Raw genomic sequence first — 26,475 nt, 5'->3', positions numbered from 1 at the left:
CCCTTGGCACGAACCTTGCGAATCCGGTTCCAACCAAAAACTTTGTGTTGGAGCGATTTCATGAAGCGCCGCGATTTCCTCAAGTCCGTTTCCGGATTGGCCGCTGGCGCGGCGCTTCCGGCCGTGTCGTCCGTAATCTCCTCGGCCAAGGCCGACGCCCGCTCGGAGACGCTGCTGATCGTCTCGGAAGGCGGCCCCAACAATCTCGACATCCACGGCATCGGCACCAACGTGCCCGGCTACGAGGTGTCCTGGAATTGCTACGACCGCCTGATCAGCCACGAGATGAAGACCGGCCCCGGCGGCGTGCCCTATTACGACCGCGACAAGTTCAAGGGCGAGCTCGCCGAGGATTTCAAGATCGACGACATGTCGGTCACCTTCAAGCTGAAGAAGAACGCCAAATTCCACGACGGCACGCCGGTCACCGCGAAAGACGTGAAATGGTCGCTCGACCGCGCGGTCAGCGTCGGCGGCTTCCCGACCTTCCAGATGAGCGCGGGCTCGCTGACCAAGCCCGAGCAGTTCGTCGTGATCGACGACCACACGGTGCGCGTCGACTTCCTCAAGAAGGACAAGCTGACGATCCCCGATCTCGCCGTCATCGTGCCCTGCGTCGTCAATTCCGAGCTGGTCAAGAAGCACGCCAGCGAGAAGGATCCCTGGGGTCTCGAATTCACCAAACAGCAGACCGCGGGCTCCGGCGCCTACAAGGTGACGAAGTGGACGGCCGGCACCGAAGTCGTGATGGAGCGCAACGACGATTGGGTCGGCGGTCCCTTGCCCAAGATCAAGCGCGTGATCTGGCGTATGGTGCCGCAGGCCGGCAACCGCCGTGCGCTGCTGGAGCGCGGCGATGCCGACATCTCCTACGAGTTGCCGTTCAAGGATTTTCAGGAGATGAAGGCGAACGGCAAGCTCAACGTGGTGTCGCTGCCCTTCTCCAACGGCATCCAATATATTGGCATGAACGTGACCAAGCCGCCCTTCGACAATCCGAAGGTGCGCCAGGCCATCGCCTATGCGCTGCCTTACCAGAAGATCATGGACGCCGTGCTGTTCGGGCTCGGCAATCCCATGTTCGGTGCGCCCGCGGACAAGGCCACGGACGTCGCGTGGCCGCAGCCGCACAAATACAACACCGACATGGCGAAGGCGAAGGCGCTGCTCGCCGAAGCCGGCTACGCCAACGGCTTCGAGACCACGATCTCGTTCGACCTCAACTTTGCCGGCGTCAACGAACCGCTATGCGTGCTCGTGCAGGAGAGCCTCGCTCAGCTCGGCATCAAGACCACCATCAACAAGGTGCCCGGCGCCAACTGGCGCACCGAGCTCAACAAGAAGGAGATGCCGCTCTTCACCAACGTGTTCTCGGGCTGGCTCGATTACCCCGAGTACTTCTTCTACTGGTGCTATCACGGCAACAATTCCGTCTTCAACACCATGAGCTACAAGTCGGCGGAGATGGACAAGCTGATCGACGGCGCGCGCACCGCCGCCGCCACCGGCGACACCTCGGCCTACGACAAGGACGTGAAGGGCTTCGTCGATCTCGCCTTCACCGACATCCCGCGCATCCCGCTGTACCAGCCCTTCGTCAACGTCGCGATGCAGAAGAACATCTCGGGCTATCAATACTGGTTCCACCGGAGGTTGGATTACCGCGCCATGGCGAAGGGGTGAGGGAGGCGAGTAGCGAATAGGGAGTAGCGAATGGTGACCACCGACTGGGGCGTATTGCCACTCGCCACTCGCTATTCACTATTTGCGCGAGAGCAGCGGAACGAGGAGTTCGCCGCGTGTTAGCAATGATCGGCAAGCGTCTGATGTTCGCGATTCCCTCGCTGATCGGCGTCGTCATCGTCACCTTCCTGCTGACGCGCGCGCTGCCGGGTGATCCCGCCGCCTACTTCGCCGGGCCCGCCGCGACCAAGGAGGCCGTCGAGCAGATCCGCAAGAAGCTCGGGCTCGACAGGCCGCTGATCGAGCAGTTCTTCCGCTACACCAACGATCTCGCCCATGGCGATTTCGGCAACTCGCTTACGACGGGACAGCCGGTCGCGACCGAGATCCGCAATCGCCTGCCGGCCTCCGCGGAGCTGACGCTGCTCGGTCTCTTCGTCTCGATCGTCATCGCCATTCCGCTGGGCGTGCTCGCCGCGACGCGGCCGGGATCATGGATCGACCATCTCTGCCGCGTCACGACCACGGCCGGCGTGTCGCTGCCCGTGTTCTTCACCGGCCTCGTGCTGGTCTACGTATTCTATTTCCGCCTCGGCTGGTCGCCGGCGCCGCTTGGCCGCCTCGACGTGTTCTACAGCGCGCCGCCGACCGTGACCGGCTTCTATCTGATCGACACCCTGCTCGCGCGCGACGTCGAGGCGTTCCGCTCGGCGCTGAGCCAGCTCATTTTGCCGGCGACGACCCTCGCGATCTTCTCGCTGGCGCCGATCGCACGCATGACGCGCGCCTCGATGCTCGCGGTGCTGGGATCGGAATTCGTGCGAACGGCCCGGGCCAGCGGCCTGTCGCCGTCGACCGTGATCGTCACCTACGCCTTCCGCAACGCCATGCTGCCGGTCATCACCACGCTCAGCATGGTGTTCTCGTTCCTGCTGGGCGCCAACGTGCTGGTCGAAAAGGTCTTCGCCTGGCCCGGCATCGGCTCCTATGCGGTCGAGGCGCTGATCTCGTCGGACTTCGCACCGGTGCAAGGCTTCGTGCTGACCATGGCGGTGATGTACGTGCTGCTCAACCTCGTGATCGACATCCTCTACGGCGTGATCGATCCGCGCATCAGACTTGAAGGCTAGGAGGATCAAATGAGCTCCGTTGCGCCTGCCGTTGAACCTGTCGGTCCCGCGCGGACCTCAGGTTTCGTCGCGATCCTTGAACAGACCCGCTATGTGCTCAGCGAGAACAAGGTTACCGGCTTTGCCTTCGCGCTGCTCCTGATCATCGTGTTCGCGGCGATCTTTGGTCCCTACGTGGTGCCCTACGATCCGCTCGCGTCCGACACCGCTGCAACCCTGAAGCCGCCGTCGGCGGCGCACTGGTTTGGCACCGACCAGTTGGGCCGCGACATCTTCAGTCGCGTCATCGTCGCAACGCGGCTGGATTTCTTCATCGCGATCGCCTCGGTCGCACTGGTGTTCCTGATGGGCGGCCTTGCCGGCATCGCCGCGGGCTATTTCGGCGGCTGGACCGACCGCATCGTCGGCCGCATCGCCGACACCATCATGGCCTTCCCGCTGTTCGTGCTCGCCATGGGCATCGTCGCCGCCCTCGGCAACACCGTGCAGAACATCATCCTGGCCACCGCCATCGTGAATTTTCCGCTCTATGCCCGCGTCGCACGCGCCGAGGCCAATGTCCGCCGCAATGCCGGCTTCGTGCAGGCCGCGCGCCTGTCGGGCAACGGCGAATTCCGCATCCTTCTGGTGCACATTTTGCCGAACATCATGCCGATCATGGTCGTGCAGATGTCGCTGACCATGGGCTACGCCATCCTCAACGCCGCCGGCCTCTCCTTCATCGGCCTCGGGGTCCGTCCTCCGACCGCCGAATGGGGCATCATGGTTGCCGAGGGCGCCGGCTTCATGGTCTCGGGCGAATGGTGGATCGCGCTCTTCCCGGGCCTTGCTCTGATGATCGCCGTGTTCTGCTTCAACCTCCTCGGCGACGGCCTGCGCGACATCGTCGATCCCCAGCGGAGGACGTGATGGTGGTCGGGTTCGAACTCCAGCATTTCGGGTGTGAGGAGGCGCTGCCTCCCTCGCTTGCAAAGATCCTTCAAAAATTCGCCAATAACTTCAGTGCCATCTCTACTGTGCATGGGGTTGTTTTCGACCTCGCGAATGCCGGAAGGCCCGCATGACCGCCCAGCCCCTGCTCGACGTCCGGGATCTCACGGTCGAATTCACCACCCGCCGCGGCATCGTCAAGGCGGTGCAGCACGTCAACATCTCCGTGGCCAAGGGCGAGACGCTCGCCATCGTCGGCGAGTCCGGTTCCGGCAAGTCGGTGACGTCCTATGCGGTGATGCGCATCCTCGATCGCGCCGGCAAGATCGCCGAGGGCTCGGTGGTGTTCTCCGGCATCGACGTCAAGGCCGCGACCGAGGACCAGATGCGCGACCTGCGCGGCCGCGAGGTCTCGATGATCTTCCAGAACCCGCGCGCGGCGCTCAATCCGATCCGGAAAGTGGGCGACCAGATCGAGGACGTGCTGCGCACCCACGTGCAGCAGGCCCAGGTCAAAGATCACGGCGAGAAGGCGATCGAGGCGCTGGAGCAGGTCAAGATCGCACGTCCGCGCGAGCGCTACCACGCCTATCCGTTCGAATTGTCCGGCGGCATGTGCCAGCGCGTCGTCATCGCGCTCGCGCTCGCCTGCAATCCGCAGCTGCTGATCGCGGACGAGCCGACCACCGGCCTCGACGTCACCACGCAGAAGGCGGTGATGGATCTGATCGTCGAGCTGACCAAGCGCCGCGCCATGTCGACGATCCTGATCACGCATGACCTTGGCCTTGCCGCTGCCTATTGCGACCGCGTCGTCGTGATGGAGAAGGGCCGCGTGGTCGAGACCGCCAACGCCGCCGACATTTTCGCGAACCCGCAGCACCCCTACACCAAGAAGCTGATGCGCGCGACGCCGCGGCTCGGCGTGAACTTGCGGGATTTGCTGCCGGAAGAGGAAGGCGCCGCGCAGCCCTCAGCCGTCATGGCCGGGCTTGACCCGGCCATCCATCAAGCTTCGCAAGACTCCTCTCGATCGATGGACCCCCGGGTCAGGCCCGGGGGTGACGAGAAACCCCTCCTCCTCGTCGACAAGCTCGTGAAGGAATATCCCCGTCAGGGCGCCACCGCCGTGCTCGGAAAACTGTTCGGCCGCAAGCCGCCCGTGGAGCCGGATGTGTTCCGCGCCGTCGACGGCATCAGCTTCTCGATCGGCCATGGCGAGAGCGTCGGCCTCGTCGGGGAGTCCGGATGCGGCAAATCGACGACGTCGATGATGGTGATGCGCCTGCTCGACCAGACCTCGGGCCTGATCCAGTTCGACGGCGAGGACATCTCGGGCATCGCGCCTGCCGCCTTCGCCCGGCTGCCGCAGCGCAGCCGCATCCAGATGGTGTTCCAGGACCCGACCGACAGCCTCAACCCGCGCTTCACCGCCGCGCGCGCCATCGCCGATCCGATTCTGCAGCTCGATGACATCAAGGGCCGCGACGCGCTGCGCGCCCGCTGCGAGGAACTGGCCACCATGGTCGGCCTGCCGCACAATCTGCTCGACCGCTTCCCGCATCAATTGTCCGGCGGCCAGAAGGCTCGCGTCGGCATCGCCCGCGCCATCGCGCTGCATCCAAAGCTCGTCATCCTGGACGAGCCCACGGCGGCGCTCGACGTCTCGGTGCAGGCCGTGGTGCTCAACCTGCTGCAGGACCTCAAGCAGCGGCTAGGTATGAGTTATCTGTTCGTCTCGCATGATTTGAATGTGGTGCGCTTGCTGTGCGAACGTGTCATTGTGATGCGGACCGGGCGGATCGTCGAGGAGGGCTCTTCCGAGCAGGTGCTCAGCGATCCCAAGGATGACTATACCAAGGAGCTGCTGACGGCGATCCCGCATCCGCCGCTGCAGACACACTAAAGAGTGCACTGAGATCAGCTTGAGAGCGTGATGGCCGAACCTCTGGACGACTATATCGACGCCGTATCGAAAGCCCTGGCGCTGCCGGTCGAGGACGCCTGGAGGCCCGCGGTGCGCGCCAACCTCGAGGTCTCGCTGCGGCTCGCCCGCCTCGTCGACGAATTTCCGCTGCCGGACGAGACCGAGCCGGCGCCGATCTTCACGGTCTGATGCTGCCATGACCGCCAAGCCAGAGATGAATGCTGCCGAGATCGCGAAAGCGGTCGCAAACCGCAAGATGTCCGCGCTCGACGCCACCGAAGCTGTGCTCGCGCGCATCAAGCAGCATGATGGCGTCCTCAATTCCTTCACCGACGTCACCGCCGATCGCGCCCGCGCGAAAGCGCGGGCGATCGATGCCGACATCGCGGCGGGAAAGGACGTCGGCCCGCTCGCCGGTGTGCCCTTCGCCGTGAAGAACCTGTTCGACGTAGCGGGCCTCTCCACGCGTGCCGGCTCCAAGATCAACCGCGATCTCGCACCCGCCAAGCGTGACGCCACGCTGATCGAGCGCATGGAGGCCGCCGGCGCGGTGCTGGTCGGCGCGCTCAACATGGGCGAATACGCCTATGACTTCACCGGCGAGAACGTCCACGACGGTCCCTCTCGCAATCCGCATGACACGACGCGCATGACCGGCGGCTCCTCCGGCGGTTCCGGCAGCGCCGTCGGCGGCGCGCTGGTGCCGATCGCGCTGGGATCGGACACCAACGGCTCGATCCGCGTGCCGTCCTCGTTCTGCGGCATCTTCGGCCTGAAGCCAACCTATGGCCGGCTGTCGCGGGCGCGCTCGTTCCCGTTCGTGGCGAGCCTCGATCATCTCGGTCCGCTGGCGCGCTCCGTCACCGACCTCGCGCTCGCCTATGACGCGATGCAGGGGCCGGATGCCGACGACGGCGCTTGCACGACGCGCGGGCTGGAGCCGACGCTGCCGCTGATCGCCAATCCGGTTTCGGATCTGCGCATTGCCATCGCCGGGGGCTACTTCCAGAACAACGTGTTTCCGGAAGCTGTCGAGGCGGTAAGTCGTGTCGCCAAAGCGCTCGGCGCAACGAAGGTTGTCGACGTGCCCGAGGCCTCGCGCGCCCGCGCCGCGGCTTACGTCATCACCACCACGGAAGGTGCTTCGCTGCATCTCGATCGCCTGCGCAAGCGCCCGAACGATTTCGATCCGGCCGTGCGCGACCGGCTGATCGCCGGCGCCATGGTGCCGGCGCCGCTGGTCGACCGCGCGCAGAAATTCCGCCGCTGGTATCGCGCGCAACTCGCCGAGATATTCAAGTCGGTCGACGTGCTGATCGCGCCGGCAACGCCCTGCACTGCGCCGAAGCTCGGCCAGGTGAATTTCACGCTCGACGGCGTCGAGCTGCCGGTGCGCGCCAATATCGGCATCCACACCCAGCCGATCTCGTTCGTCGGCCTGCCGGTGGTGGCAGTGCCGGTGCCGCTGGAGCCGCTACCGATCGGCGTGCAGATCATCGCCGCGCCCTGGCGCGAAGACATCGCGCTGCGCGTCGCCTATGCATTGGAACAGATGGGCGTCGTTGCCGCGCCCGGCCCAAGAGGATTGTGAGATGGAGATCGATCTCCCCGACGTGATCGCGGAAGTCAAAGCCGCGTTCGACCGCTATGAGCAGGCTCTCGTCAGCAACGACGTCGCCGTGCTCGGCGAGCTCTTCCGCAACGATCCCCGCACGATACGCTACGGCATCGGCGAGAACCTCTATGGCTATGAGGCGATTTCGGGCTTCCGCGCCGGCCGCTCGCCGGTCGGGCTGAACCGCCGCACGGCGAAGACCGTGATATCGAGCTACGGCCGCGATACGGCCGTGGCCTCCACCCTGTTCTATCGCGACACCGCGCCGGGCAAGGTCGGCCGGCAGATGCAGACCTGGATACGCTTCCCGGAGGGCTGGCGCGTCGTCGCGGCCCATGTCAGCATCATCGACGAGTCGAACGAGACCTGACCGTATGACGCTTGACGATCTTCCGCCCGGGACGCTGCCGGCCGAGCCGGTGGTGCCACGGGTCGACCGGGCGCAACCCGGCCTGCACAAGGTCACGCGCGCCGAGGAGCTGCGGCTTCAACTCGCCGACGAGATCGTGCGCGGAACCCTGGCGCCCGGCGCGCCGCTGGACGAGACCGACATCGCACGGCGCTTCAGTGTTTCGCGCACGCCCGTGCGTGAGGCGCTGCGCCAGCTGGTCGCCAGCGGTCTCGTCGAGGCGCGCGCCCATCGCGGCGCGGTGGTGGCGCAGCCCTCGATCCAGCGTCTCACCAGCATGTTCGAGGCGATGGCCGAGCTCGAGGCGCTGTGCGCCGGCCTTGCCGCCGAGCGTATGTCGGCCGCGGAGCGGCATGGCTTAGAGGCCATCCACGAAGAGCTGCGGGTGCTGAGCCATGCCGGCAATCCCGAGCGTTTCCACGAGGTCAACGAGCGCTTTCACAACGCGATCTATGCGGGCTCGCAGAACGGCTATATCGCCGAGATCACGCTGGCGACACGCGTTCGCGTGCAGCCGTTCCGCCGCGCCCAGTTCCGCAATCTCGGCCGTCTCGCGAAGTCTCAAGCCGAGCACGACCGCGTCGTCGTCGCCATCATGCGCGGCGACAAGCAGGGCGCGGCAGCCGCGATGCGCGCGCATATCGAGCTGGTGCGCGGGGAGTACGAGATCTACGCGGTGTCGGTGTAGGGCACTGCGCGCAGTGCCGTAGGGTGGGCAAAGGCGCGAAGCGCTGTGCCCACCGTCCATCCGCAAGCGATGTTGGAAGTGGTGGGCACGCTACGCTTTGCCCACCCTACGGCACCTTACGCCTTGGCAGCTTCCGCCACATACTTCCGCCAGCCGCCATACGCCGTGATATCACGCGCTTCGCCCAGCACTTCCGGCTCGACCAGAAACCCCTTCACGCTGCGGCCATCCGCAAGCCGCACCGTTCCAATCGCCATCGGCGCGGGGATCGCGTTGACGAATTGGCCGAAGGCCGACGGCGACAGCGACCAGATCTCCAGTTCGATGGCGGCGCCCTTGCCGGTTTCGACGCGCAGCATGCCCGGCTTCGGCGGCGTGGTGTTGAGCGCATAGAGCTTGTAGTCCGGCGCGGTTCTCGTCGCCTCGATCAGGCTTCCGTTCAGTGCCGTCAATTCGCGGTTCAGCACCATGCCCGACAGATGCGCGCCGACCACTGCAATCGGGATCTCGTCACTGCTGCTTGCGGGAAGCGGCGCGAGCGGTGCCTGCTCCGCGCCCTTGGCATCGGCATGGAACACGCGGCCGATGCTGGCGAGCAACGCGTCGTGTCCTGCGGGCGCGAGTAGCGTGATGCCGAACGGAATGCCGTCCGCGCGCATCGACGCCGGCACCGCAAGACCGCAGAGGTCGAGTAGGTTGACGAAATTGGTGTAAGTGCCGAGCCGGCTGTTGAGCTCGATCGGATTGGCCAGCACCTGCGCGGTCGTATAGGCGGTCGGCGCCGTCGGCAGCACCAGCGCGTCGATATCGGTAAAGGTCCGCTCGGCGATCTTGCGCAGGCCCTGCAGACGATAAAGCGCCGAGAAGGTGTCTGCAGCGGTCAGCCGCGCGCCGGCCGCCGTGATCTCGCGCGTCACTGGATGGATCGCTTCAGGTGCGGACGCGAGCAGATCCTTGATCACGAGATATCGCTCGGCCACCCACGGCCCTTGATAGAGCAGCCGCGCCGTCTCGTAGAACGGCTCGAGGTCGAATTCGACCAGTGTGGCGCCAAGCGCGGCCCAGCGCTTCAGCGCATCGGCATAGGCGGCTTCCGCCTTCTTGTCGCCGAAGAAGATCAGCTGTCCGCTCCTGGGCACGCCGAGGCGCAAGTTTTGAGGGAACGGCGTGATCGGTTGAAGCGGCCGCTCGCGCGAGAACGGATCGGCCTGGTCCGGCGCTGCCATCACCGACAGCGCAAGCGCGGCATCGTCCACCGTCAACGCAAACACCGAGATGCAGTCGAGCGTGCGGCACGCCGGCACGAGGCCTGTGGTCGAGATCATGCCGAGGCTCGGTTTCAGCCCGACGATGTTGTTGAGCATGGCCGGCACGCGGCCGGAGCCGGCGGTGTCGGTGCCGAGCGAGAGCGGTACCAGCCCTGCGCCGACAGCGACCGCAGAGCCCGAGCTCGAGCCGCCGGGGACCAGATCGTCGCGGATCGAATTCCTGGGAATGCCGTAAGGCGAGCGCACGCCAACGAGGCCGGTCGCGAACTGGTCGAGATTGGTCTTGCCGATGATGATGGCGCCGGCGGCGCGCAGGCGCGCCACGGCGGTGGCATCGCGCGTCGGTGTGTAGGAGAAGGCCGGGCAGGCTGCGGTGGTCGGAAAGCCCAGCGCGTCGATATTGTCCTTCACCGCGACCGGGACGCCATAGAGCGGCAGGCTCGCGGCATCCGCACGGGTAAGCCTCTCGGCCTCCGCGATCGCGTCCTTCTCGTCGCGCAGGCTGATGAAGGTGGCGGGATCGTTGCGGTCGCGGATGCGCTGATAGGTCCGCGCGACCGTCTGCGCCGGCGTCAGCGTGCCCGCGCGATGCGCGGCCACAATCGCGGCGATCGTTTCAGGCTGCTCAGCCCCCATGGCGACAAAACTCCGGCATTGTCTCTTCACCCGGGTTCAAGCAAACGATGTGCCATTGTGTACAGTATCGGAGCTGGCCCGATGCCCCGGATATTATTGCGAGATCAATGACTTGTTGCGAGGCGTAGGCGAGCATCCGAGCGCCCGGCTACGGCATTTGCTCAAACTGTAGGCAGTCAGCGTCAAGTGAAGTCGGCGAGGATCCGGAGCAGGTGCTGCCGGTTCTCCCGGCCGATCCTGGCCTCGACATTCCGCTCGTGCTCCGCGGCGAGGCGCTTGAACCTGGCCAGAGCCGTCTCGCCCTGCGCGGTGAGGTGCAGCGCATGCGAGCGCCGGTCGGTCTTCGACTTGATCCGCTTGACATATTTGCGCTGCTCGAGGCTGTCGAGCAGATGCACCAGCCGGGCCCGCTCGATGCCGAGGCGCTTGGCCACCGCCATCTGCGACAGGCCGGGATTGGCGCCGATCACCGTCAGCACCGAATATTGCGTCGGTCGGATGTCGACCTCGCCGAGGGTTTTGATGAAATCCTGGAAGATCCAGATCTGGAAGCGGCGCACCGCATACCCGGCGTGCCCGACCAGCGCGTCGAGGCCGACCTCGTCGGCGTCATTCCGCGGTGCCTTCCCGTTGACGGCGCGCTTGCGTGGGGACGGCTGGGCTGCGCTGCTTGTCACATCGTGTCTCCCTTGGCGCGACCTTAGCGCCTTGGCGGGCCGGACGAAAGATTGTTGTTGACGACAACAATTGTCGTGCCCAACATTATGGCCGAAGCAGCCCGGGACGAGGCTGCGGCCGATCCGGATTCCGGGCGAGGAGGAAACCATGACACTCGCGTCACGCGGTGACGTTGCAGGCCTGTTCGCAACGCCGAGGACCATCGCGGAGCACCGCGCCGACGGCAGCGTCGTGCTGCGCTCACCCGAGCCGCTCGGCGAGAGTGCACGCTGCATCGGCGACTGGCTTGAGCAATGGGCGCGGGAAACGCCTGATGCAATCTTTCTCGCCGAGCGCGGTGCTGCCGAAGCGCCGTGGACCACCATCACCTATGGGCAGGCGCTGCGGCAGGTGCGTGGGGCGGCCTCCTGGATCCTCGCGCAGGGCCTCAGCGCCACGCGCCCGCTCGCGATCCTCTCCGACAACAGCATCGATCACGCGCTGCTCGCGCTCGCCGCGCAGCATGTCGGCGTGCCCTCAGCTGCGATCTCGCCGGCCTATTCGCTGATGTCGAAAGATTTCGACAAGCTGAAGAGCATGATTTCGCTGCTCGAGCCGGGCGCGATCTATGTTTCCGCGATCAAACCTTTCGCCTCGGCGCTGGCCGCGATCAAGCCGCTGCACAATGCGCAGATCGTCAGCGGCCATGGCGACGACGCCGATGCGCTTGCCTTCCGCACCGTTGCGGCAACGCCGGAGACGCCTGGCGTCGCAAAGGCCTTCGCCGCGATTACGCCGGACACGATCGCGAAATTCTTGTTCACCTCGGGCTCGACCGGCACGCCGAAGGCGGTCATCAACACCCAGCGCATGCTGACGTCCAGTCAACAAGCCAAGGCGCAGACCTGGACGTTTCTCGCGCCGGGCCGCGGCAATCTCGTGATCCTCGATTGGCTGCCCTGGAGCCACACCTTCGGCGCCAACCATAATTTCAACCTCGTGCTGCGCAACGGCGGCTCGCTCTATATCGACGGCGGCAAGCCTGCTCCCGGCCTGTTCGCGACCTCGCTCGCCAACCTGAAAAGCGTGATGCCGACGGTCTATTTCAACGTACCGCGCGGCTTCGACATGCTGATCGCGGCGCTGCGCGGCGATGAGGAACTGCGCCGCCGCTTCTTCGGCGAGGTGAAGTTCGCCTTCTATGCCGGTGCGGCATTGCCGCAAAATCTCTGGGATGCGCTGGAGCAGCTGTCCATCGAGACCGTCGGCCGGCCGCTGCCGATGGTCTCGGCTTGGGGCTCGACCGAGACGTCCCCGCTCGCGACCGATTGCCACTTTCTCGCGGAACGCTCGGGCAATATCGGCGTACCGATTCCCGGCACGGAGCTCAAGCTCGTCCCCTCCGGCGACAAGCTGGAGGTGCGCGTGCGTGGGCCCAACGTCACGCCGGGCTACTGGAAGGCGCCGGAGCTGACCAGGCAAGCGTTCGACGAAGAGGGTTTCTATCTCATCGGTGACGCCGTGAAGCTTGCCGACCCGGACAGGCCGGAGCGCGGCCTGTTCTTCGATGGCCGCGTTGCGGAGGACTTCAAGCTCAATTCCGGCACCTGGGTCAGCGTCGGCACGTTGCGTGTCGCCGGCATCGCTGCATTGGCGCCGCTTGCGCAAGACATCGTCGTCGCCGGTCATGGTGGCGACGAGGTCCGCTTCCTGGTGTTCCCGAATATCGCCGCTTGCCGCGCTCATGCCGGTCTGCCGGAGACGGCGGCTGTGAGCGAGGTGCTGGCGCATGACAAGGTCAGGGCGGCGATCGCACAGGGTCTGGCGAGGCTCAAGCAGCAGAGCGGCAATTCCTCCGGCCACGCCACACGCGCGCTGCTGCTGGCGGAGCCGGCCTCCGTCGACGGCGGCGAGATCACCGACAAGGGCTACATTAACCAGCGCGCCGTGCTGACCCGGCGCGCCGATGCGATGAGGCGGTTGAATGATGATGCGTCGGGTGAGTGGATCGGGTTGTAACCGTGGCGCCCTAACGGCTCTCGTGCCCCGGACGCGGCGCAGCACGCAGTGATGCGCTGCAGAGCCGGGGCCTATCTCTCATTGTGCTCGTCGCCGCTGGATCCCGGCTCTGCGTCGCGTCATTTCATGCCGCGCCGCGTCCGGGAGATGAGGACGGAACTGGATTAGGCCAACAATCCTGCCGCATTATCTTGCGGATTCTTTTGTTGCCTAAGCAACTAATTTGTGCGAACCGTTCCAGACAGAGATGACGGCGGGCGAACCGCTGCGTTCTTTCTGGAGGAAGCAATGCACGGCAGAAGGGGTGCCGCCGGCAAAAGCCGGCGCATGACCGGGAATGACGGGGGATGGCGTGCCGCGCGCGGTCCGTCAGGTCTCGGTGCTGCCGGTCACCGCGCCGAGATTTTCGTGCAGCCGGCGAAGCAGGTCGATCAGCACCTCGCGCTCGTCCTTGCTGAGGCAGGACAACAGGCGCCGTTCGCGCTCGAGCGCGGCGGCGATCACCTTGTCATGGGTGGTGCGGCCCTTCGCGGTGAGCGAGATCGAATGGGTGCGGCCATCGTTCGGATCGGTGCGGATCGCGACCAGCCCGCGCTTCTCGAGCCCGGCGAGCGTCCGGCTCACCGGTCCCTTGTCGAAGCCGATGACCTGGCAGATGCGCGAGGCGGGAATGCCGGGCTCGATCGCGAGCAGCGACATGATCCGCCATTCCGTGACGTTGACGCCGAACTCACGCTGATAGAACGCGGTCGCGCTGTTCGAGAGCTTGTTGGCGATGAAGGTGACGAACGCCGGGACGTAACGATCAAGGTCGAGCGTCGGTCCCGTGTCAGCGGGCGCAGCTTTAGGACGGGATCTGGTCGAAGGCACGGGCATGTCGGGCTTCTGGCTCGCGGCGGGCTCCGTGAGCTAAGGGCATGCGCCGCCCTTTCACAAGATCAAAATGAAAGAGGTCTCCCATGACCGCATCCGGCTCCCCCGAATCAACCGGTGTCGCGTCCGTCCCGCATCTCGACGTCGATCCCTTCGCGATGAGCTTTTTTGCCGACCCCTATCCCACGCACGAGCTGCTGCGGGAGGCCGGGCCGGTGGTCTATCTCGACAAATGGAATGTTTACGGCGTGGCGCGATATGCCGAGGTCCACGCCGTGCTGAACGATCCCGCGACCTTCTGCTCCAGCCGCGGCGTCGGCCTCTCCGACTTCAAGAAGGAGACACCGTGGCGGCCGCCGAGCCTCATCCTCGAAGCCGATCCCCCCGCGCACACTCGCACCCGGGCCGTGCTGTCGAAAGTGCTGTCGCCGACCGTGATGAAGCAGGTTCGTGACCGCTTCGCCGCCGCAGCCGAGGCGCGGGTCGATGCGCTGCTGGAGACGCGCAGCTTCGATGCGATCACTGATCTTGCCGAAGCCTATCCGCTCTCGATCTTTCCGGATGCGCTTGGGCTGAAGCCGGAGGGGCGCGAGCATTTGATTCCCTATGCGAGCGTGGTGTTCAACGCGTTCGGTCCGCCCAACCAGTTGCGCCAGGAGGCGATCGAGCGCTCGGCGCCGCACCAGGCCTATGTCGCCGAGCAGTGCCAGCGCGAAAATCTTGCGCCCGGCGGCTTCGGCGCCTGCATCCATGCGCAAGTCGACGAGGGAGCCATCACAGCGACCGAAGCGCCGCTGCTCGTGCGGTCGCTGCTGTCCGCCGGCCTCGACACCACCGTCAACGGTATCGGCGCCGCGGTCTATTGTCTCGCGCGCTTCCCGGATCAATGGCAGCGCCTGCGCGACGATCTTTCGCTCGCGCGCGGCGCCTTCGAGGAAGCCGTGCGCTTCGAAAGCCCGGTACAGACCTTCTTCCGCACCACGACACGGGAGGTCGAACTTTCAGGTGCCAGAATAGGTGAGGGCGAAAAGGTGCTGATGTTCCTCGCTGCCGCCAATCGCGATCCCCGCCGCTGGGACAAGCCCGACAGCTACGACATCAGTCGTCGCACCTCCGGTCATGTCGGCTTCGGCTCCGGCATCCATATGTGCGTTGGCCAGCTCGTCGCCCGCCTCGAAGGCGAGGTGATGCTGACGGCGCTGGCGCGGCGCATTGCGAAGATCGAGATCACGGGCGAGCCGGAGCGTCGTTTCAACAACACGCTGCGCGGGCTCGATAGCCTGCCTGTCACCATCACCCCGGCCTGACGAGGAGTTTCATGCCTGCCATTACGTTCATCCATCCGGGCGGCAAGTCCGACCGCGTCGAGGCCATCGACGGCGAGAGCGCCATGCAGGCCGCAACGCGCCACGGCCTCGACGGCATTCTCGCCGAATGCGGCGGCAACGCCATGTGTGCGACCTGTCACGTCTATGTCGACGACGCCTGGCTCGCACGCCTGCCCGACATCGCCGACGACGAGGATGCGCTGCTCGACGGCACTGCAAGCGAGCGGCTGCCGAACAGCCGGCTATCCTGCCAGATCCACCTCACGCCCGCGCTCGACGGGCTCGTGCTGCAATTACCGGAGCGACAAGTCTGAAGCGAAAAGTCCAAACCGGCTAGTGACGTCCGAACTGCACCGGCAACGATCGGCGTGGCAACACATCCAACAGGGGAGGGAATGATGAAGCAACTGAATTGGACGCTCGCACTGGCTGCGAGCCTGATGACCAGCGCGGCGAGCGCCCAGATATCCGACAATGTCGTGCGCGTCGGCGTGCTCAACGACATCTCCGGCATCTTCCAGGACACCAACGGCATGGGCTCGGTCGAGGCCGCGCGCATGGCGGCGGAGGATTTCAACGGCGGCGGCAAGGGCATCAAGGTCGAGATCGTCTATGCCGACCACCAGAACAAGGCCGATGTCGGCAACGCGATCGCGCGCAAATGGCTCGATGTCGAGGGCGTCGATGCCATCGTGGATGTGCCGAACTCGGCCGTCGGCCTGTCCATCAATTCACTGCTGCGCGACAGCCGCATGACCTTCCTGGCGTCCTCGACTGCGAGCTCGGATCTCACCGGCAAGGCCTGCTCGCCCAACACCATCCAATGGGTCAACGACGCCTGGGCCACCGGCAACACCACGGCGGCCGCGATGATGTCGCGCGGCGGCAAGGATTGGTATTTCCTGACGGTCGACTACGCGCTCGGCAAAGGTATCGAGGCGGAGGCGCAGAAATACATCGAGGGACATGGCGGCAAGGTGCTGGGCTCGTCCAAGCATCCGCTCGGCACCTCCGATTTCGCGTCCTTCCTGCTGCAGGCGCAGAGCTCGAAGGCGCAGGTGATCGGCCTTGCCAATGCCGGTGGCGACACCATCAACGCGGTGAAGCAGGCCGCCGAGTTCGGCATTCAGCAGAGCGGCCAGAAGCTCGTCGCCTTCCTGCTCTTCATCAACGACGTTCACGGCATGGGCATCAAGGTCGCTCAGGGCCTTCAGCTCATGGAAGCCTTCTACTGGGACATGAACGAGGACACTCGCGCGTTCGCGAAACGGTTCGCCGCCCGGCCCGGCATGAACGGCAAGATGCCGAGCGGCAACCAGGCCGGCGTCTATGCCTCCACGCTCGCTTACCTCAACGCCGTCGCCGCCACCGGCAGCGACAATGCCAAGAACGTCGTGCCCGAGATGAAGAAGTTCAAGGGCAAGGACAAGCTGTTCGGCGACACTGCCATCCGCCAGGACGGCCGCGTCATCCACCCGATGTACCTGTTCGAGGTGAAGAAGCCGGAGGAGTCGAAATATCCCTACGATTACTACAAGCTGGTCTCGACGATTCCCGCGGACCAGGCCTTCCGCCCGCTGGCGGAAGGCGGGTGCGAACTGGTGAAGTAGGCTCGTGCCCCGGACGCAGTGCGGCGCGGAGCGCTGCGCTGCAGAGCCGGGGCCCAGAACTCTGGGTCCCGGCTCTGCGTCTCGTCATTGCATGCCGCGCCGCGTCCGGGACACGATAGCATCGTCACACCACCTTGCTTGATCCCTGTGTGATCAGCCGCGCCGCGCGCTGATCCCGCGCGTAGATCCAGAGCCAGCTCAAGGCAACGCTGAGGCGGTGGCGGAGGCCGATCAGGAAGTAGATGTGGGCGATGCCCCAGATCCACCACGCGATGGTGCCGCGCAGCTTGACCTTGCCGAAATCGATCACCGCGAGCCGCTTGCCGATCTGCGCGAGGCTGCCGGCGTGCTTGTAGCGGAATGCGCCCTTGGTCTGTCCACGGAGCCGCGCCTTGATGGTCTCGGCGACGTGGCGGCCCTGTTGTTTCGCCGCTGGTGCGATGCCGGGTACGGGCTTGCCGTCCCAGGCATTGATGCTGACGGTATCGCCGATCGCAAAGATCTCGGGATGGCCGGGAATCGTCAGGTCGGCCTCGACCTGCACGCGCCCGGCGCGATCACTTGGCGCGCCCAGCCATTCCGCAGCGGGCGAGGCGCGCACGCCGGCGGCCCAGATCCGTGTCTTTGCCTCGAGCAGCTTGCCGCCGAACACCACGCCCTCGCGATTGATCTCGGTCACGGCCTGCCCGAGCACGACCTCGACGCCGATCTTTTCCAGCGAAGCCTGCGCGTAAGCCGAGAGCTCGTCGGGAAAGCCTGCAAGCACGCGCGGGCCCGCCTCGATCAGCACCACGCGCGCCTCGTGCGTGTCGATGTTGCGGAAGTCGGCGGGCAGGGTGTGATGTGCCATCTCGGCGATCGTGCCGGCGAGCTCGACGCCGGTCGGACCGGCGCCGACGATGACGAAAGTCAGCCGCGCCGCGCGCCGCGCGGGATCCGTCTCGCGCTCGGCGCGCTCGAACGCCACGAGAATGTGACGGCGCAATGTGGTCGCGTCCTCCAGCGTCTTCAGGCCCGGCGCCCACGCCTCCCATTCGTCATGGCCGAAATAGGCATGTCGCGCGCCGGTGGCGAGCACGAGGGTGTCGTAGGGCACCTCGCTGCCGTCGTCGATCAGCACGCAGCGCCTGTCGGCATCGACGCCGCTCACGGTCGCAAACAGCGTCGTCACCTCGCGCCGGTCGCGCATCAGATGGCGGATTGGCCAGGCGATCTCGCTGGTCGCGAGCGAAGCGGTCGCGACCTGGTAGAGCAGCGGCTGGAACAGATGGTGGTTGCGGCGGTCGATCAGCGTGATCTCGACCGGTGCGCCCGCGAGCCTATAGGCCGTCTCCAGGCCGCCAAAGCCGGCCCCGACGATGACGACGCGGTGTGGTTTAGCGGTCATGGTGCGCCCTCGAATCTCGCTGCTGTGCCTGCTCATTTAAGTGCGGATTAGGGGCCGCGGTCCAATAGCCGTCACCAATGGGCGCATAGGCGGGACATATCGATCCAGCGCGAAAAAGCGCCGCAGCCTTGGTCGAAGTAAGTAGAATTATATTTCTTGCCATCGCCGATTGGGGCGAAATATGGTGCAGGCACGGTCGCTGAGCCATTGGCGGCGCGATAGATTTTGCGTTCAATAGAGACAGGCCCGGGGCGGCGATCACCCCGTTTTCCGGGACCAATAATAAGGAGGGGAGTGGTTATGAGGACGGCATTCTGGCTGGCGGGCGCAGCGGCGCTTGTGCTGGCAGGCCCGGCATCCGCCGGCGACACCATCAAGATCGGCTTCGTTTCGACCTTCAGCGGTCCGACCGCCGTGATCGGCAACGACATGCGCAACTCCTTCGAGCTCGCGCTCGATCATCTCGGCCGCAAGATGGACGGCAAGCCGGTCGAGGTGATCTACGAGGACGACGGGCAGAAGCCCGACGTCGGCAAGCAGAAGACCGAGAAGCTGGTGCAGTCCGACAAGGTCGATTTCATCGTCGGCTACATCTGGTCGAACGTGCTGCTGGCCTCGCTCAAGACCGCGGTGGACTCGCAGACCTTCCTGATCTCGGCCAATGCCGGTCCCTCGCAGCTCGCCGGCGAGCTGTGCTCGCCTTACGTGTTCTCGACCTCCTGGCAGAACGACCAGACGCCGCAGGCGATGGGCCTCTACATGAACCAGAAGGGCGTCAAGAGCGTGTTCCTGATCGGCCCGAACTACGCGGCCGGCAAGGATATGCTCGCGGGCCTGAAGAGCACCTTCAAGGGCGAGGTGAAGGGCGAGGAGTACACGGTCTGGCCGAGCCAGCTCGACTTCTCGGCCGAGCTCTCCAAGGCGCGCGCCTCCGGAGCCGAGTCGATCTTCGTGTTCTATCCGGGAGCTGCCGGGGTGCAGTTCCTCAATCAATACGCCCAGGCCGGCCTGAAGAGCACGATGCCGCTCTACACCGCCTTCACCATCGACGAGCTGTCGCTGCCGCTCCAGAAGGAGAACGCGTTAGGGGTGCCCGGCGCGCAGGAATGGGTCAACGACCTCCCCAACGAGCAGAACAAGCGCTTCGTCGCCGACTACCGCAAGAAGTACACTGGCCTGCGTCCAACCTATTACGGCGCGCAGTCCTATGACGCGGCCCAGCTCATCAACAGCGCGGTGGTCGCGGTGAAGGGCGACACCAGCAAGAAGGACGCGATGCGGGCCGAGATGGAAAAGGCCAACTTCAAGTCGCTGCGCGGTGCGTTCAAGTTCGGCAAGAACCACATCCCGGTGCAGAGCTTCTATCTCCAGGACGTGGTCAAGGATTCCGAAGGCCAGCTCGCGCTGAAGACCGTCGCCACCATCGTGGAGAACGACCAGGATCGTTTCCACGAGAAATGCAAGATGAAGTGAGCTGAACCTCCTCCTCTCCCCGCAAGCGCGCTTGCGGGGAGAGGGTTGAGGCGAGGGGACTCTCCGCGAGGCACGATAGACGTTGGGTTCGCAACCGCTCGCCACATCGTCATTGCGAGCGTAGCGAAGCAATCCAGAATCCATCCGCGGAAAGATTCTGGATTGCTTCGTCGCAAAGGGCTCCTCGCAATGACGGCGTGGAGCGAGAAGTCCCTACACCCGAGGCACACTCGCGGGGCGCACCTCGCGGGCTTGCGCCGCCAGCCTGATGCCGGCATTGGCCGCGCCAAAACCCCGATAGTTCCTCCGCTCGACGATCTCGAAGAAGAAGCGCTCGTCGAAGATGTGAGTGTAGACCTGGAAGAATTCGCCGTCGCCCTCGCGGTCGTAGAGGATGTGGTTGGCGCGCAGCTGCGCCATCAGCTCGGGCGCGAGGTCGTATTTGGCTTCGATGTCGTCGTAGTAATTGCCGGGGATATCCAAGAAATCCGCACCGCGCTGGCGCATCTGCCCGACCGCTGCAAAGATGTCCCGGCACGCGAACGCGACGTGCTGGACGCCCGAGCCGAAGAACTCGGAGATGAAGCGCGACGGCAAAGTGCGGTTGGCAGAGGAGCCGTTGAGCACGAAGCGCAGGCTCTGGTCGCCGTTGACGACGGCCTGGCTCTGCACGAGGCCTCTGGGGTCGGCGATCTCCATCTGCGGTAGCCGCGTCAGGTCGAGAATGCCCGTGTAGAACAACAGCCAGGACAGCATCTCGTCATAGGGCATCGACTGCGCGATGTGATCGACCGCGAGCAGCGCATCGCCGCTGGCGTCGCTCGCAACAGGCTCGAAATCGGTGTCCCAGTTTTTGCCGGCCTGGTCCAGGAAATAGAGCAGGCTGCCGCCGACGCCGTGGATCGCAGGGATCTCCAGCTCGCCCGGCCCGACCGGCTGGTAGAAGGTGCGGGCCTTCAGCGCCTCGGCCCGCTGCATGGCAAGGCCTGCATTGTCGACGTCAAGCGCGATCGCGCAGACGCCCGGGCCGTGCGTCACGTAATGCGAATGGGCAAAGCCGCCGCTCTCGCAATTGATGACGAGCTCGACCTTGCCTTGCGACCAGCGCTCCACCGCCTTGCTGCGGTGCTTGCCGCTCCTGCGGAAACCGAGCTGCGCGAACAGGCGGGCGAGCTCGCCGGCCTTGGTCTCGTTGACCGCGAACTCGACGAAGCCGGTCCCGTGGCTTCCGGCCCTTGGGGCCAGCGGTTCGCGGACGAGCTTGGGCCAATCCGGCGCAAGCTGGTCCTCCAGCAGGATCAGCGAGCGCAGGCCGTCCACCGCGGTCTGCGCGGCCGAGCCGGCGCGGAACTGGTCGTTGAAGATCTCCAGCGACAGCGGCCCGGCATAGCCGGTCGCCGCGATCGACGCCATGAACTCGCCGACCGGCAGGTCGCCCTGGCCGGGGAAGGAGCGGAAGTGCCGACTCCACGACAGGATGTCGAGCTCCAGCTTCGGCGCGTCAGCAAGCTGGACCAGGAAGATCTTGTCGGCGGGGATCGAGGCCATGGCGCGGGTCGGAAAGCTAGGCGCCAGCGCGTGAAAACTGTCGAGGATGATTCCGATCGCGGGATGATCGGCGCGCCGCACGATCTCCCAGGCATCGCGGTAGTCGTTGACATGACGGCCCCAGGCCAGCGCTTCGTAGCCGACGCGCAGGCCGCGCCTCGCGGCGCGCTCGCCGAGCTCGCAAAAATCCTCGGCGGCGCGGTCGATGCCGCCCAGCGAGGCGGGCGAAACGTTCGAGCAGATCAGCAACAGATCGGTGCCGAGCTCCTGCATCAGGTCGAACTTCCGCTCCGCGCGGGCAAAATTGCGTGCACGCTGCGGCTCGGGCATGCCTTCGAAATCGCGAAACGGTTGGAACGCGCAAATCCCGAGGTTGAGGTCCTTGCAGAGCCTTGCGATGTCGCGCGGGCCCGCGCCGAACGACAGCAGATCGTTCTCGAAGATCTCGACCGCGTCGAAGCCGGCGGCGGCGATGGCGCGGAGCTTTTCGTCGAGAGTGCCCGAGAGCGAGACGGTGGCGATCGAGCGCTTGTTCATGCCGCACTCTCCTCCATGGCGCCGCCCAGGAACAGCTGCCCGATGCGGGGATCGTTCAGGATGCGCTTGGCGTCGTCGACCATGCGGGTCTGGCCGAGCTCGAGCACGATGCCGATGTCGGAGATCTCCAGCGCCGAGCGTGCGTTCTGCTCGATCATCAGGATCGTAACGCCGCGGTTGCGCAGGCTCTTGAGGATGTCGAAGGTCTGCTGCACCATCAGCGGCGACAGCCCGATCGAGGGCTCGTCGATGAGAACCAGCTTGGGTTCGAGCAGCAGCGAGCGGGCAATCTCGAGCTGTTTTTGCTCGCCGCCCGAGAGCGTAGATGCCTGTTGTGTCGACTTGCGCCGCAGTGCCGGAAACAGGTCGAGCGCGGCTTCGATACGCCTGGGCAGGTCGAGGCCCTTGCCGGCGGCGACGCCGCCGAGCTCGATATTGTGGCGTACCGACAGCTCGGGAAAGATGTTGCGGCCCTGCGGCACGTAGCAGATGCCGGCATTGAGCAACGCGCGCTGGCTCAAGTTCGTGACATCGCGGCCCGCGAAGCTGATCTTGCCCTCGCGCAGCTTCAAGAGGCCGAAGATCGCCTTGAACACCGTGGACTTGCCGGCGCCGTTCGGGCCGATGATGGTGGTGATGGTCGCCTGCGGCACGGCGAAATTCGTGCCGTTCAGGATCGTCATCTTGCCGTAGCCGCCGACGAGATTGTGGACCGAGAGGATCGGATCGCTCATCACTCGCTCCTAATGTCCGAGATAGGCTTCGATCACGGCGGGGTTCTTGCGGACCTCGTCGGGCCGTCCCATCGCCAGCACCTTGCCCTCCGCCATGACCATCACGCGCGAGCACAGCGACATCACGAATTCCATGTTGTGCTCGATGACGACGAAGGTCGCGTTCCTCTCGCGGTTGATCGCGACCAGGCGGTCCTTGAGGTCGGCCAGCATCGACGGATTGACGCCGCCCGCGGGCTCGTCAAGCAGCACGAGGCGCGGACCGCCCATGAAGGCCATGGCGGCGTCGAGCAGCTTTTGCTGGCCATAAGAGAGGCCGCCGGCGGGCTCGTCGGCGAGATGGTCGAGCTTGAAGAAGCCGATCATCTGGTTGGCGGCCTCGGTCAATCCGGCGTCGGAGCGGCCGACCAGGCGCGTGGCCATGTTGCCCTGGTGCTCCTGTCCGGCGAGGATCAGGTTCTCGCGCACCGAGAGCTTTGGGAACACCTGCAGAAGCTGGAAGGTGCGGCTGACCCCGAGCTTGTTGAGTTCGGCGGGGCGCAATCCCGTGACCAGCCTGCCGTCGAGCTTGACCTCGCCGCCACTGGGGGTGAGCTGGCCGAGGATGCAGTTGAACAGGGTCGACTTGCCGCAGCCGTTCGGGCCGATCAGGCCGAGGATCTCGCCCTCACGGACGTCGAAGGAGACGCCGTCAACGGCGCTGATGCCGCCAAAATTCTTCTTGATGTCGGTGACTTCGAGGACCGCGCTCATTGTGCCGTCTCCAGGCGGGATTTCGCGACGGCGCGCAGCGCGGAGGCCGCCTTGGTGCGGCGCTCCGCGAGGTAACGGTCGAGGATTCCCAGAATGCCGGTCGGCGACCAGATCAGGAGCAGCATCACGGCGACCGCATAGAGCATCAGATAATAGCCGTCGGTGAAGCGCAGCCATTCCGGCAGCAGCACCGCGATCATCGCGCCCAGGAACGGACCGAAATAGAAGCCGGCGCCGCCGACGATCACCATCATCAGCAGGTCGAGCGAGAGCGACAAGTTGAACGGAACGGGATCGATATATTGCGTCAGCGGCGCATAGAGCGCGCCGGCGACACCGCCGAGCGCCGAGCCGATCGCAAACGCCATCAGCGTGTAGCGGCGCGTGTCGATGCCGAGCGATTGCGCGCGCAAGGGATTCTCGCGCAGCGCCATGAAGGCGCGGCCCCAGGGCGAACGGATCAGCCACAACACCGCCAGCGAGACGATCGCGAGCGAGCCGAGGCAGACATAGTAGAACGGCAGCGGTCTGTTGGTCGCGAACCCGAAGACGTGGGGGCGCGGAATGTTGGAGATGCCGTAGATGCCGCCGGTGAGCCAACTCTCGTTGCGGAACACGAGGAAGGCGAGCGTGGAGAACGCGAGCGTGACGAAGGCGAGATAGTGGTGCTGCACGCGCAGCGCGGGATAGCCGAGCACCCAGCCGATCGCAAAGCTCAGGACGATCGCGACCAGAATCGCTGCCGGCAGCGGCCAGCCATGCGTCGTCATGATCGCTGCGGAATAAGCTCCGATGCCGACGAACGCGCCCTGGGCGAGCGAGACCTGACCGGCATAGCCGAGCGTGAGGTTGAGCCCCATCGCCGCGATGCTCATCACCGCCCATTGGCTCAGGATGAACAGGCCGTAGCGGTTGAAGTTCATGGGGACGATGATCAGCGCGGCGATGACCGCAACGCCGAGCGCAATCTTCAGGGGTTTGGCGAAGCCGCTCATACGGTGCGCTCCTCGGCGCGGCCGAGCAAGCCCTGCGGCCGGAACAGGATGACGGCGATCAGGAAGAGCATCGGCACGGCGGCGCGATACTGCGTCGAGACATAGGCGGCGGCGAGATTGTCGAGCACGCCGATCAGGAGGCCGCCGGCGATCGCGCCACGCACCTGGTTGAAGCCGCCGACGATCGCGGCGATGAAGGCGGCCTGGCCCAGCACCTCGCCCGACGAGAACTTCGCAAGGTAGATCGGGGTGATCAGAAGCGAGGCCAGTGCCACCAGGAAGGCGTTGATCAGGAAGGTCAGCATGATCATGCGCTCGACCGGCACGCCGATGATGCGCGCCACCGTCGGGTTCTGCGCGGCGGCCTGCATCTGGTGGCCGAGCGAGGTGCGGTTGAGCAGCGTGGTCAGGCCGGCCACGGCGAGGATGGCGACGACGAGCACGCCGATGCTTTGCAGCGACACCGCATGGCCGAGAATGGAGACGTCGCCGGTCGGCACGATGGATGGAAAGGGCTGGGCCTCGGCGCTGAAGAACTGCTTGACGGATTCCTTGATGCCGATTGCGAGCGCCATGGTCGCGATCGCGAGCGGCAGCACGCCGTGGCGCATCATCGGATCCACCAGCAGCAGCTTGAAGGCGAGGCCGAGCAGGATCATCGACAGGAGGATGCCGAGAATGATCGCGAGCCAGAACGGCGCGCCGACATGCATCGCCGCCAGCATCAGGAAGGCCGGGAGCATCACGAACTCGCCTTGCGCGAAATTGATGGTCTGCGAGGTTTGCCACAGCAGCGTGAAGCCGACCGCGACCAGCGCATAGATCGCGCCGGTGGCAAGTCCCGCGACCAGAAGATCGAACAGATTGGACATGGTAAACCTCTTTCGTCTCCTCTCCCAGCCCGCTGCGACCAACGGATTGCGACAGCTTCGTCGCGGCACATCCTTCGAGACGCCCGCCTGCGGCGGGCCCTCAGGATGAGGGCGGAGTACGCGGTTGCGGGACCACGCGCTCCGCTGCAGCCTCATCCTGAGGAGACCGCTGAAAGCGGTCGTCTCGAAGGAAGAGGCGCTCGCTCCGCTCCATCAAAATGCATGGTCGACAACCTCTCCCCGCACGCGGGGAGAGGCGAAGATCACTTCACTTTCGGCAGCACCTGCTTCACGACCTGCTTGCCTTCGACCACCTCGACCAGGAAGCTCTGGCGGTCGATGTCGCCGGTCTCGCTGAAGGTGACGTCCATCAGGATGCCCGGCTCGTCCGCGGCCTTGATGGTGAGGCCGTGCAGCGTGTCGGCGAACTTCTTCGGATCGACCTTGCCCATCTTCTCGGTGGTGGCCTTTACCATGTAGACCGCGAGATAGCCCTTGAGGCCGTTGTGGTCAGGGACGTAATTGTACTTCTTGGAGAACTTCTCGCGGAACGTCTTGATCAGGTCGACCGGCGCATCCGTGGTGAGGCCGACATGGCCGCGCGCGCCGTTGGCGGCATCGCCGGCGAGCTCGATCACCTTCTGGCCGATCAGCGTGGTCTCGCCCATCAGCGGCGCGGTGACGCCCTGGCGCTTCAGCTCCTTGAGGATGCGCGCGCTCTCTTCTTCGTTCAGATAGACGAACACGGCGTCGGGATTGGCGGCCTTGATCTTGCCGACGTCGGCGGCGAAATCGGCCTGGCCGGCTTCGGTGGAGAGGTCGGCGACCACCTTGGAGCCGAGCCGGTCGAGCTCCTTGACCACGACGTCGCGCCCGCCGCGGCCGAAATCGTTATTGACCCAGACCACCGCAACCGTCTTCGCCTTCATCTCGTCGTGGATGTACTTGGCGACCTTCGGCATCGAGGATTGCTGGCCGAAGGAGGTGCGGAACAGGAATTTGTTTCCGGTCTGCGTCAGCTCGGCGGCCTCGCCGCCCATGATCTGCGCGATGCCGGCTTCGGCCGCGAGCGGCGCGGTGACCTTCACGGAGCCGGAATAGCCGGGCCCGAGCAGCACATAGGGCTCGGCGTCGAGCGCCTTCTGCACCTGGGCGCGCGCGACGCCCGGGTTGGACTGCGAGTCGGCGTGGGTGACCTCCAGCTTGCGGCCGAGCACGCCGCCCTTGGCGTTGATCTCCTCGATCGCGAGGTCGATGCCGTTCTTCCAATTGGTGCCGACGGTGGCGCCGCCGCCCGAGAGCTCGGCGACGTTGGCGAGCTTGATCGCCTGGGCAAGGGCGCTCGTTGCGGTCATGGCGGTGAGCAGCGCGCCCACCAATAGCGTTGATTTCATCGTCCTCTC

23 protein-coding genes are annotated in these 26,475 nt (G+C 65.3%); 13 read left to right on the top strand and 10 right to left on the bottom strand.

What is annotated here, in order from left to right; all coding sequences use genetic code 11:
* Positions 1-60: 60 nt before the first annotated feature.
* From BCCGELA001_RS34660 to BCCGELA001_RS34625, 8 genes are all read left to right on the top strand, one after another.
* Complete coding sequence (locus BCCGELA001_RS34660) at positions 61-1,683, top strand: ABC transporter substrate-binding protein (protein WP_008540823.1); 1,623 nt, start codon at positions 61-63, stop codon at positions 1,681-1,683.
* 116 nt (positions 1,684-1,799) lie between these two features.
* Entirely contained in the window at positions 1,800-2,813 is a 1,014-nt protein-coding gene (locus BCCGELA001_RS34655) for an ABC transporter permease (RefSeq protein ID WP_060737344.1), read from the top strand.
* A 9-nt stretch (positions 2,814-2,822) separates the two neighbouring features.
* Positions 2,823-3,722, top strand: a complete 900-nt coding sequence (locus BCCGELA001_RS34650; RefSeq protein ID WP_060737343.1) for an ABC transporter permease — start codon at positions 2,823-2,825, stop codon at positions 3,720-3,722.
* Positions 3,723-3,873: 151 nt separating this feature from the next.
* Positions 3,874-5,649, top strand: a complete 1,776-nt coding sequence (locus tag BCCGELA001_RS34645) for a dipeptide ABC transporter ATP-binding protein (protein ID WP_060737342.1) — start codon at positions 3,874-3,876, stop codon at positions 5,647-5,649.
* A gap of 30 nt (positions 5,650-5,679) precedes the next feature.
* A complete protein-coding gene (locus BCCGELA001_RS34640; RefSeq protein ID WP_008540837.1) occupies positions 5,680-5,859 on the top strand; it encodes a DUF4089 domain-containing protein in 180 nt (59 codons plus the stop codon).
* Between the two features lie 7 nt (positions 5,860-5,866).
* Positions 5,867-7,261, top strand: coding sequence for an AtzE family amidohydrolase (locus BCCGELA001_RS34635; protein WP_060737341.1), 1,395 nt, complete (start codon positions 5,867-5,869; stop codon positions 7,259-7,261).
* Position 7,262: 1 nt separating this feature from the next.
* Positions 7,263-7,655, top strand: coding sequence for an oxalurate catabolism protein HpxZ (gene hpxZ, locus BCCGELA001_RS34630; RefSeq protein WP_060737340.1), 393 nt, complete (start codon positions 7,263-7,265; stop codon positions 7,653-7,655).
* A 4-nt stretch (positions 7,656-7,659) separates the two neighbouring features.
* Entirely contained in the window at positions 7,660-8,382 is a 723-nt protein-coding gene (locus tag BCCGELA001_RS34625; RefSeq protein ID WP_008540853.1) for a GntR family transcriptional regulator, read from the top strand.
* Positions 8,383-8,498: 116 nt separating this feature from the next.
* Here the strand turns inward: BCCGELA001_RS34625 and atzF are convergent, their stop codons facing one another.
* Positions 8,499-10,286 (bottom strand): allophanate hydrolase, encoded by a 1,788-nt coding sequence (atzF, locus tag BCCGELA001_RS34620; protein WP_060737339.1) that lies wholly within the window; start codon positions 10,284-10,286, stop codon positions 8,499-8,501.
* Between the two features lie 182 nt (positions 10,287-10,468).
* Complete coding sequence (locus BCCGELA001_RS34615) at positions 10,469-10,963, bottom strand: MarR family winged helix-turn-helix transcriptional regulator (protein WP_008540864.1); 495 nt, start codon at positions 10,961-10,963, stop codon at positions 10,469-10,471.
* A 148-nt stretch (positions 10,964-11,111) separates the two neighbouring features.
* Here BCCGELA001_RS34615 and BCCGELA001_RS34610 point away from each other — a divergent pair, with 148 nt between their 5' ends.
* On the top strand, positions 11,112-12,962 hold the full coding sequence (locus tag BCCGELA001_RS34610) for a feruloyl-CoA synthase (protein WP_008540866.1): 1,851 nt from the start codon (positions 11,112-11,114) through the stop codon (positions 12,960-12,962).
* A 369-nt stretch (positions 12,963-13,331) separates the two neighbouring features.
* On the opposite strand, the gene BCCGELA001_RS34605 is transcribed toward BCCGELA001_RS34610, so the two are convergent.
* The gene (locus BCCGELA001_RS34605; protein WP_008540868.1) at positions 13,332-13,838 is read right to left on the bottom strand and encodes a MarR family winged helix-turn-helix transcriptional regulator; all 507 of its coding nucleotides are present in this window, start codon (positions 13,836-13,838) and stop codon (positions 13,332-13,334) included.
* A gap of 83 nt (positions 13,839-13,921) precedes the next feature.
* Between BCCGELA001_RS34605 and BCCGELA001_RS34600 the strand changes: the two genes are divergently transcribed.
* The 3 genes from BCCGELA001_RS34600 to BCCGELA001_RS34590 all read left to right on the top strand — a co-directional run bounded on the left by BCCGELA001_RS34600 (position 13,922) and on the right by BCCGELA001_RS34590 (position 16,773).
* Positions 13,922-15,142, top strand: coding sequence for a cytochrome P450 (locus BCCGELA001_RS34600; protein ID WP_060737338.1), 1,221 nt, complete (start codon positions 13,922-13,924; stop codon positions 15,140-15,142).
* Between the two features lie 11 nt (positions 15,143-15,153).
* Positions 15,154-15,477: a 2Fe-2S iron-sulfur cluster-binding protein gene (locus BCCGELA001_RS34595; protein ID WP_060737337.1), complete on the top strand. Its 324-nt coding sequence runs from the start codon at positions 15,154-15,156 to the stop codon at positions 15,475-15,477.
* Positions 15,478-15,561: 84 nt separating this feature from the next.
* Positions 15,562-16,773 carry an ABC transporter substrate-binding protein gene (locus BCCGELA001_RS34590; protein ID WP_060738016.1) on the top strand — a complete coding sequence of 404 codons (1,212 nt, stop codon included), beginning with the start codon at positions 15,562-15,564 and terminating at the stop codon, positions 16,771-16,773.
* A 124-nt stretch (positions 16,774-16,897) separates the two neighbouring features.
* Here BCCGELA001_RS34590 and BCCGELA001_RS34585 read toward each other — a convergent pair whose 3' ends face one another.
* Positions 16,898-18,160: an NAD(P)/FAD-dependent oxidoreductase gene (locus BCCGELA001_RS34585; RefSeq protein WP_060737336.1), complete on the bottom strand. Its 1,263-nt coding sequence runs from the start codon at positions 18,158-18,160 to the stop codon at positions 16,898-16,900.
* Positions 18,161-18,460: 300 nt separating this feature from the next.
* Between BCCGELA001_RS34585 and BCCGELA001_RS34580 the strand changes: the two genes are divergently transcribed.
* Positions 18,461-19,633 (top strand): ABC transporter substrate-binding protein, encoded by a 1,173-nt coding sequence (locus BCCGELA001_RS34580; protein ID WP_060737335.1) that lies wholly within the window; start codon positions 18,461-18,463, stop codon positions 19,631-19,633.
* 213 nt (positions 19,634-19,846) lie between these two features.
* Here BCCGELA001_RS34580 and BCCGELA001_RS34575 read toward each other — a convergent pair whose 3' ends face one another.
* The 6 genes from BCCGELA001_RS34575 to BCCGELA001_RS34550 form a co-directional block, all read right to left on the bottom strand.
* Entirely contained in the window at positions 19,847-21,718 is a 1,872-nt protein-coding gene (locus BCCGELA001_RS34575) for a bifunctional sugar phosphate isomerase/epimerase/4-hydroxyphenylpyruvate dioxygenase family protein (RefSeq protein ID WP_060737334.1), read from the bottom strand.
* Positions 21,715-22,452, bottom strand: coding sequence for an ABC transporter ATP-binding protein (locus BCCGELA001_RS34570; protein WP_060737333.1), 738 nt, complete (start codon positions 22,450-22,452; stop codon positions 21,715-21,717). Before BCCGELA001_RS34570 ends, BCCGELA001_RS34575 begins: the two co-directional genes overlap by 4 nt.
* Positions 22,453-22,461: 9 nt before the next feature.
* Positions 22,462-23,205, bottom strand: coding sequence for an ABC transporter ATP-binding protein (locus tag BCCGELA001_RS34565; RefSeq protein WP_060737332.1), 744 nt, complete (start codon positions 23,203-23,205; stop codon positions 22,462-22,464).
* Positions 23,202-24,200 (bottom strand): branched-chain amino acid ABC transporter permease, encoded by a 999-nt coding sequence (locus BCCGELA001_RS34560; RefSeq protein ID WP_008540906.1) that lies wholly within the window; start codon positions 24,198-24,200, stop codon positions 23,202-23,204. The genes BCCGELA001_RS34565 and BCCGELA001_RS34560 overlap by 4 nt, the downstream gene beginning before the upstream one ends.
* A complete protein-coding gene (locus BCCGELA001_RS34555) occupies positions 24,197-25,072 on the bottom strand; it encodes a branched-chain amino acid ABC transporter permease (protein ID WP_008540907.1) in 876 nt (291 codons plus the stop codon). The genes BCCGELA001_RS34560 and BCCGELA001_RS34555 overlap by 4 nt, the downstream gene beginning before the upstream one ends.
* A gap of 263 nt (positions 25,073-25,335) precedes the next feature.
* A complete protein-coding gene (locus tag BCCGELA001_RS34550) occupies positions 25,336-26,466 on the bottom strand; it encodes an ABC transporter substrate-binding protein (RefSeq protein ID WP_060737331.1) in 1,131 nt (376 codons plus the stop codon).
* Between the last annotated feature and the right edge of the window lie 9 nt (positions 26,467-26,475).

It is taken from the genome of Bradyrhizobium sp. CCGE-LA001 (assembly GCF_000296215.2).
Lineage (GTDB): Bacteria > Pseudomonadota > Alphaproteobacteria > Rhizobiales > Xanthobacteraceae > Bradyrhizobium.
Note: the sequence above shows the minus strand (reverse complement) of the source record. Positions and strands in the feature narration are given on the sequence as shown.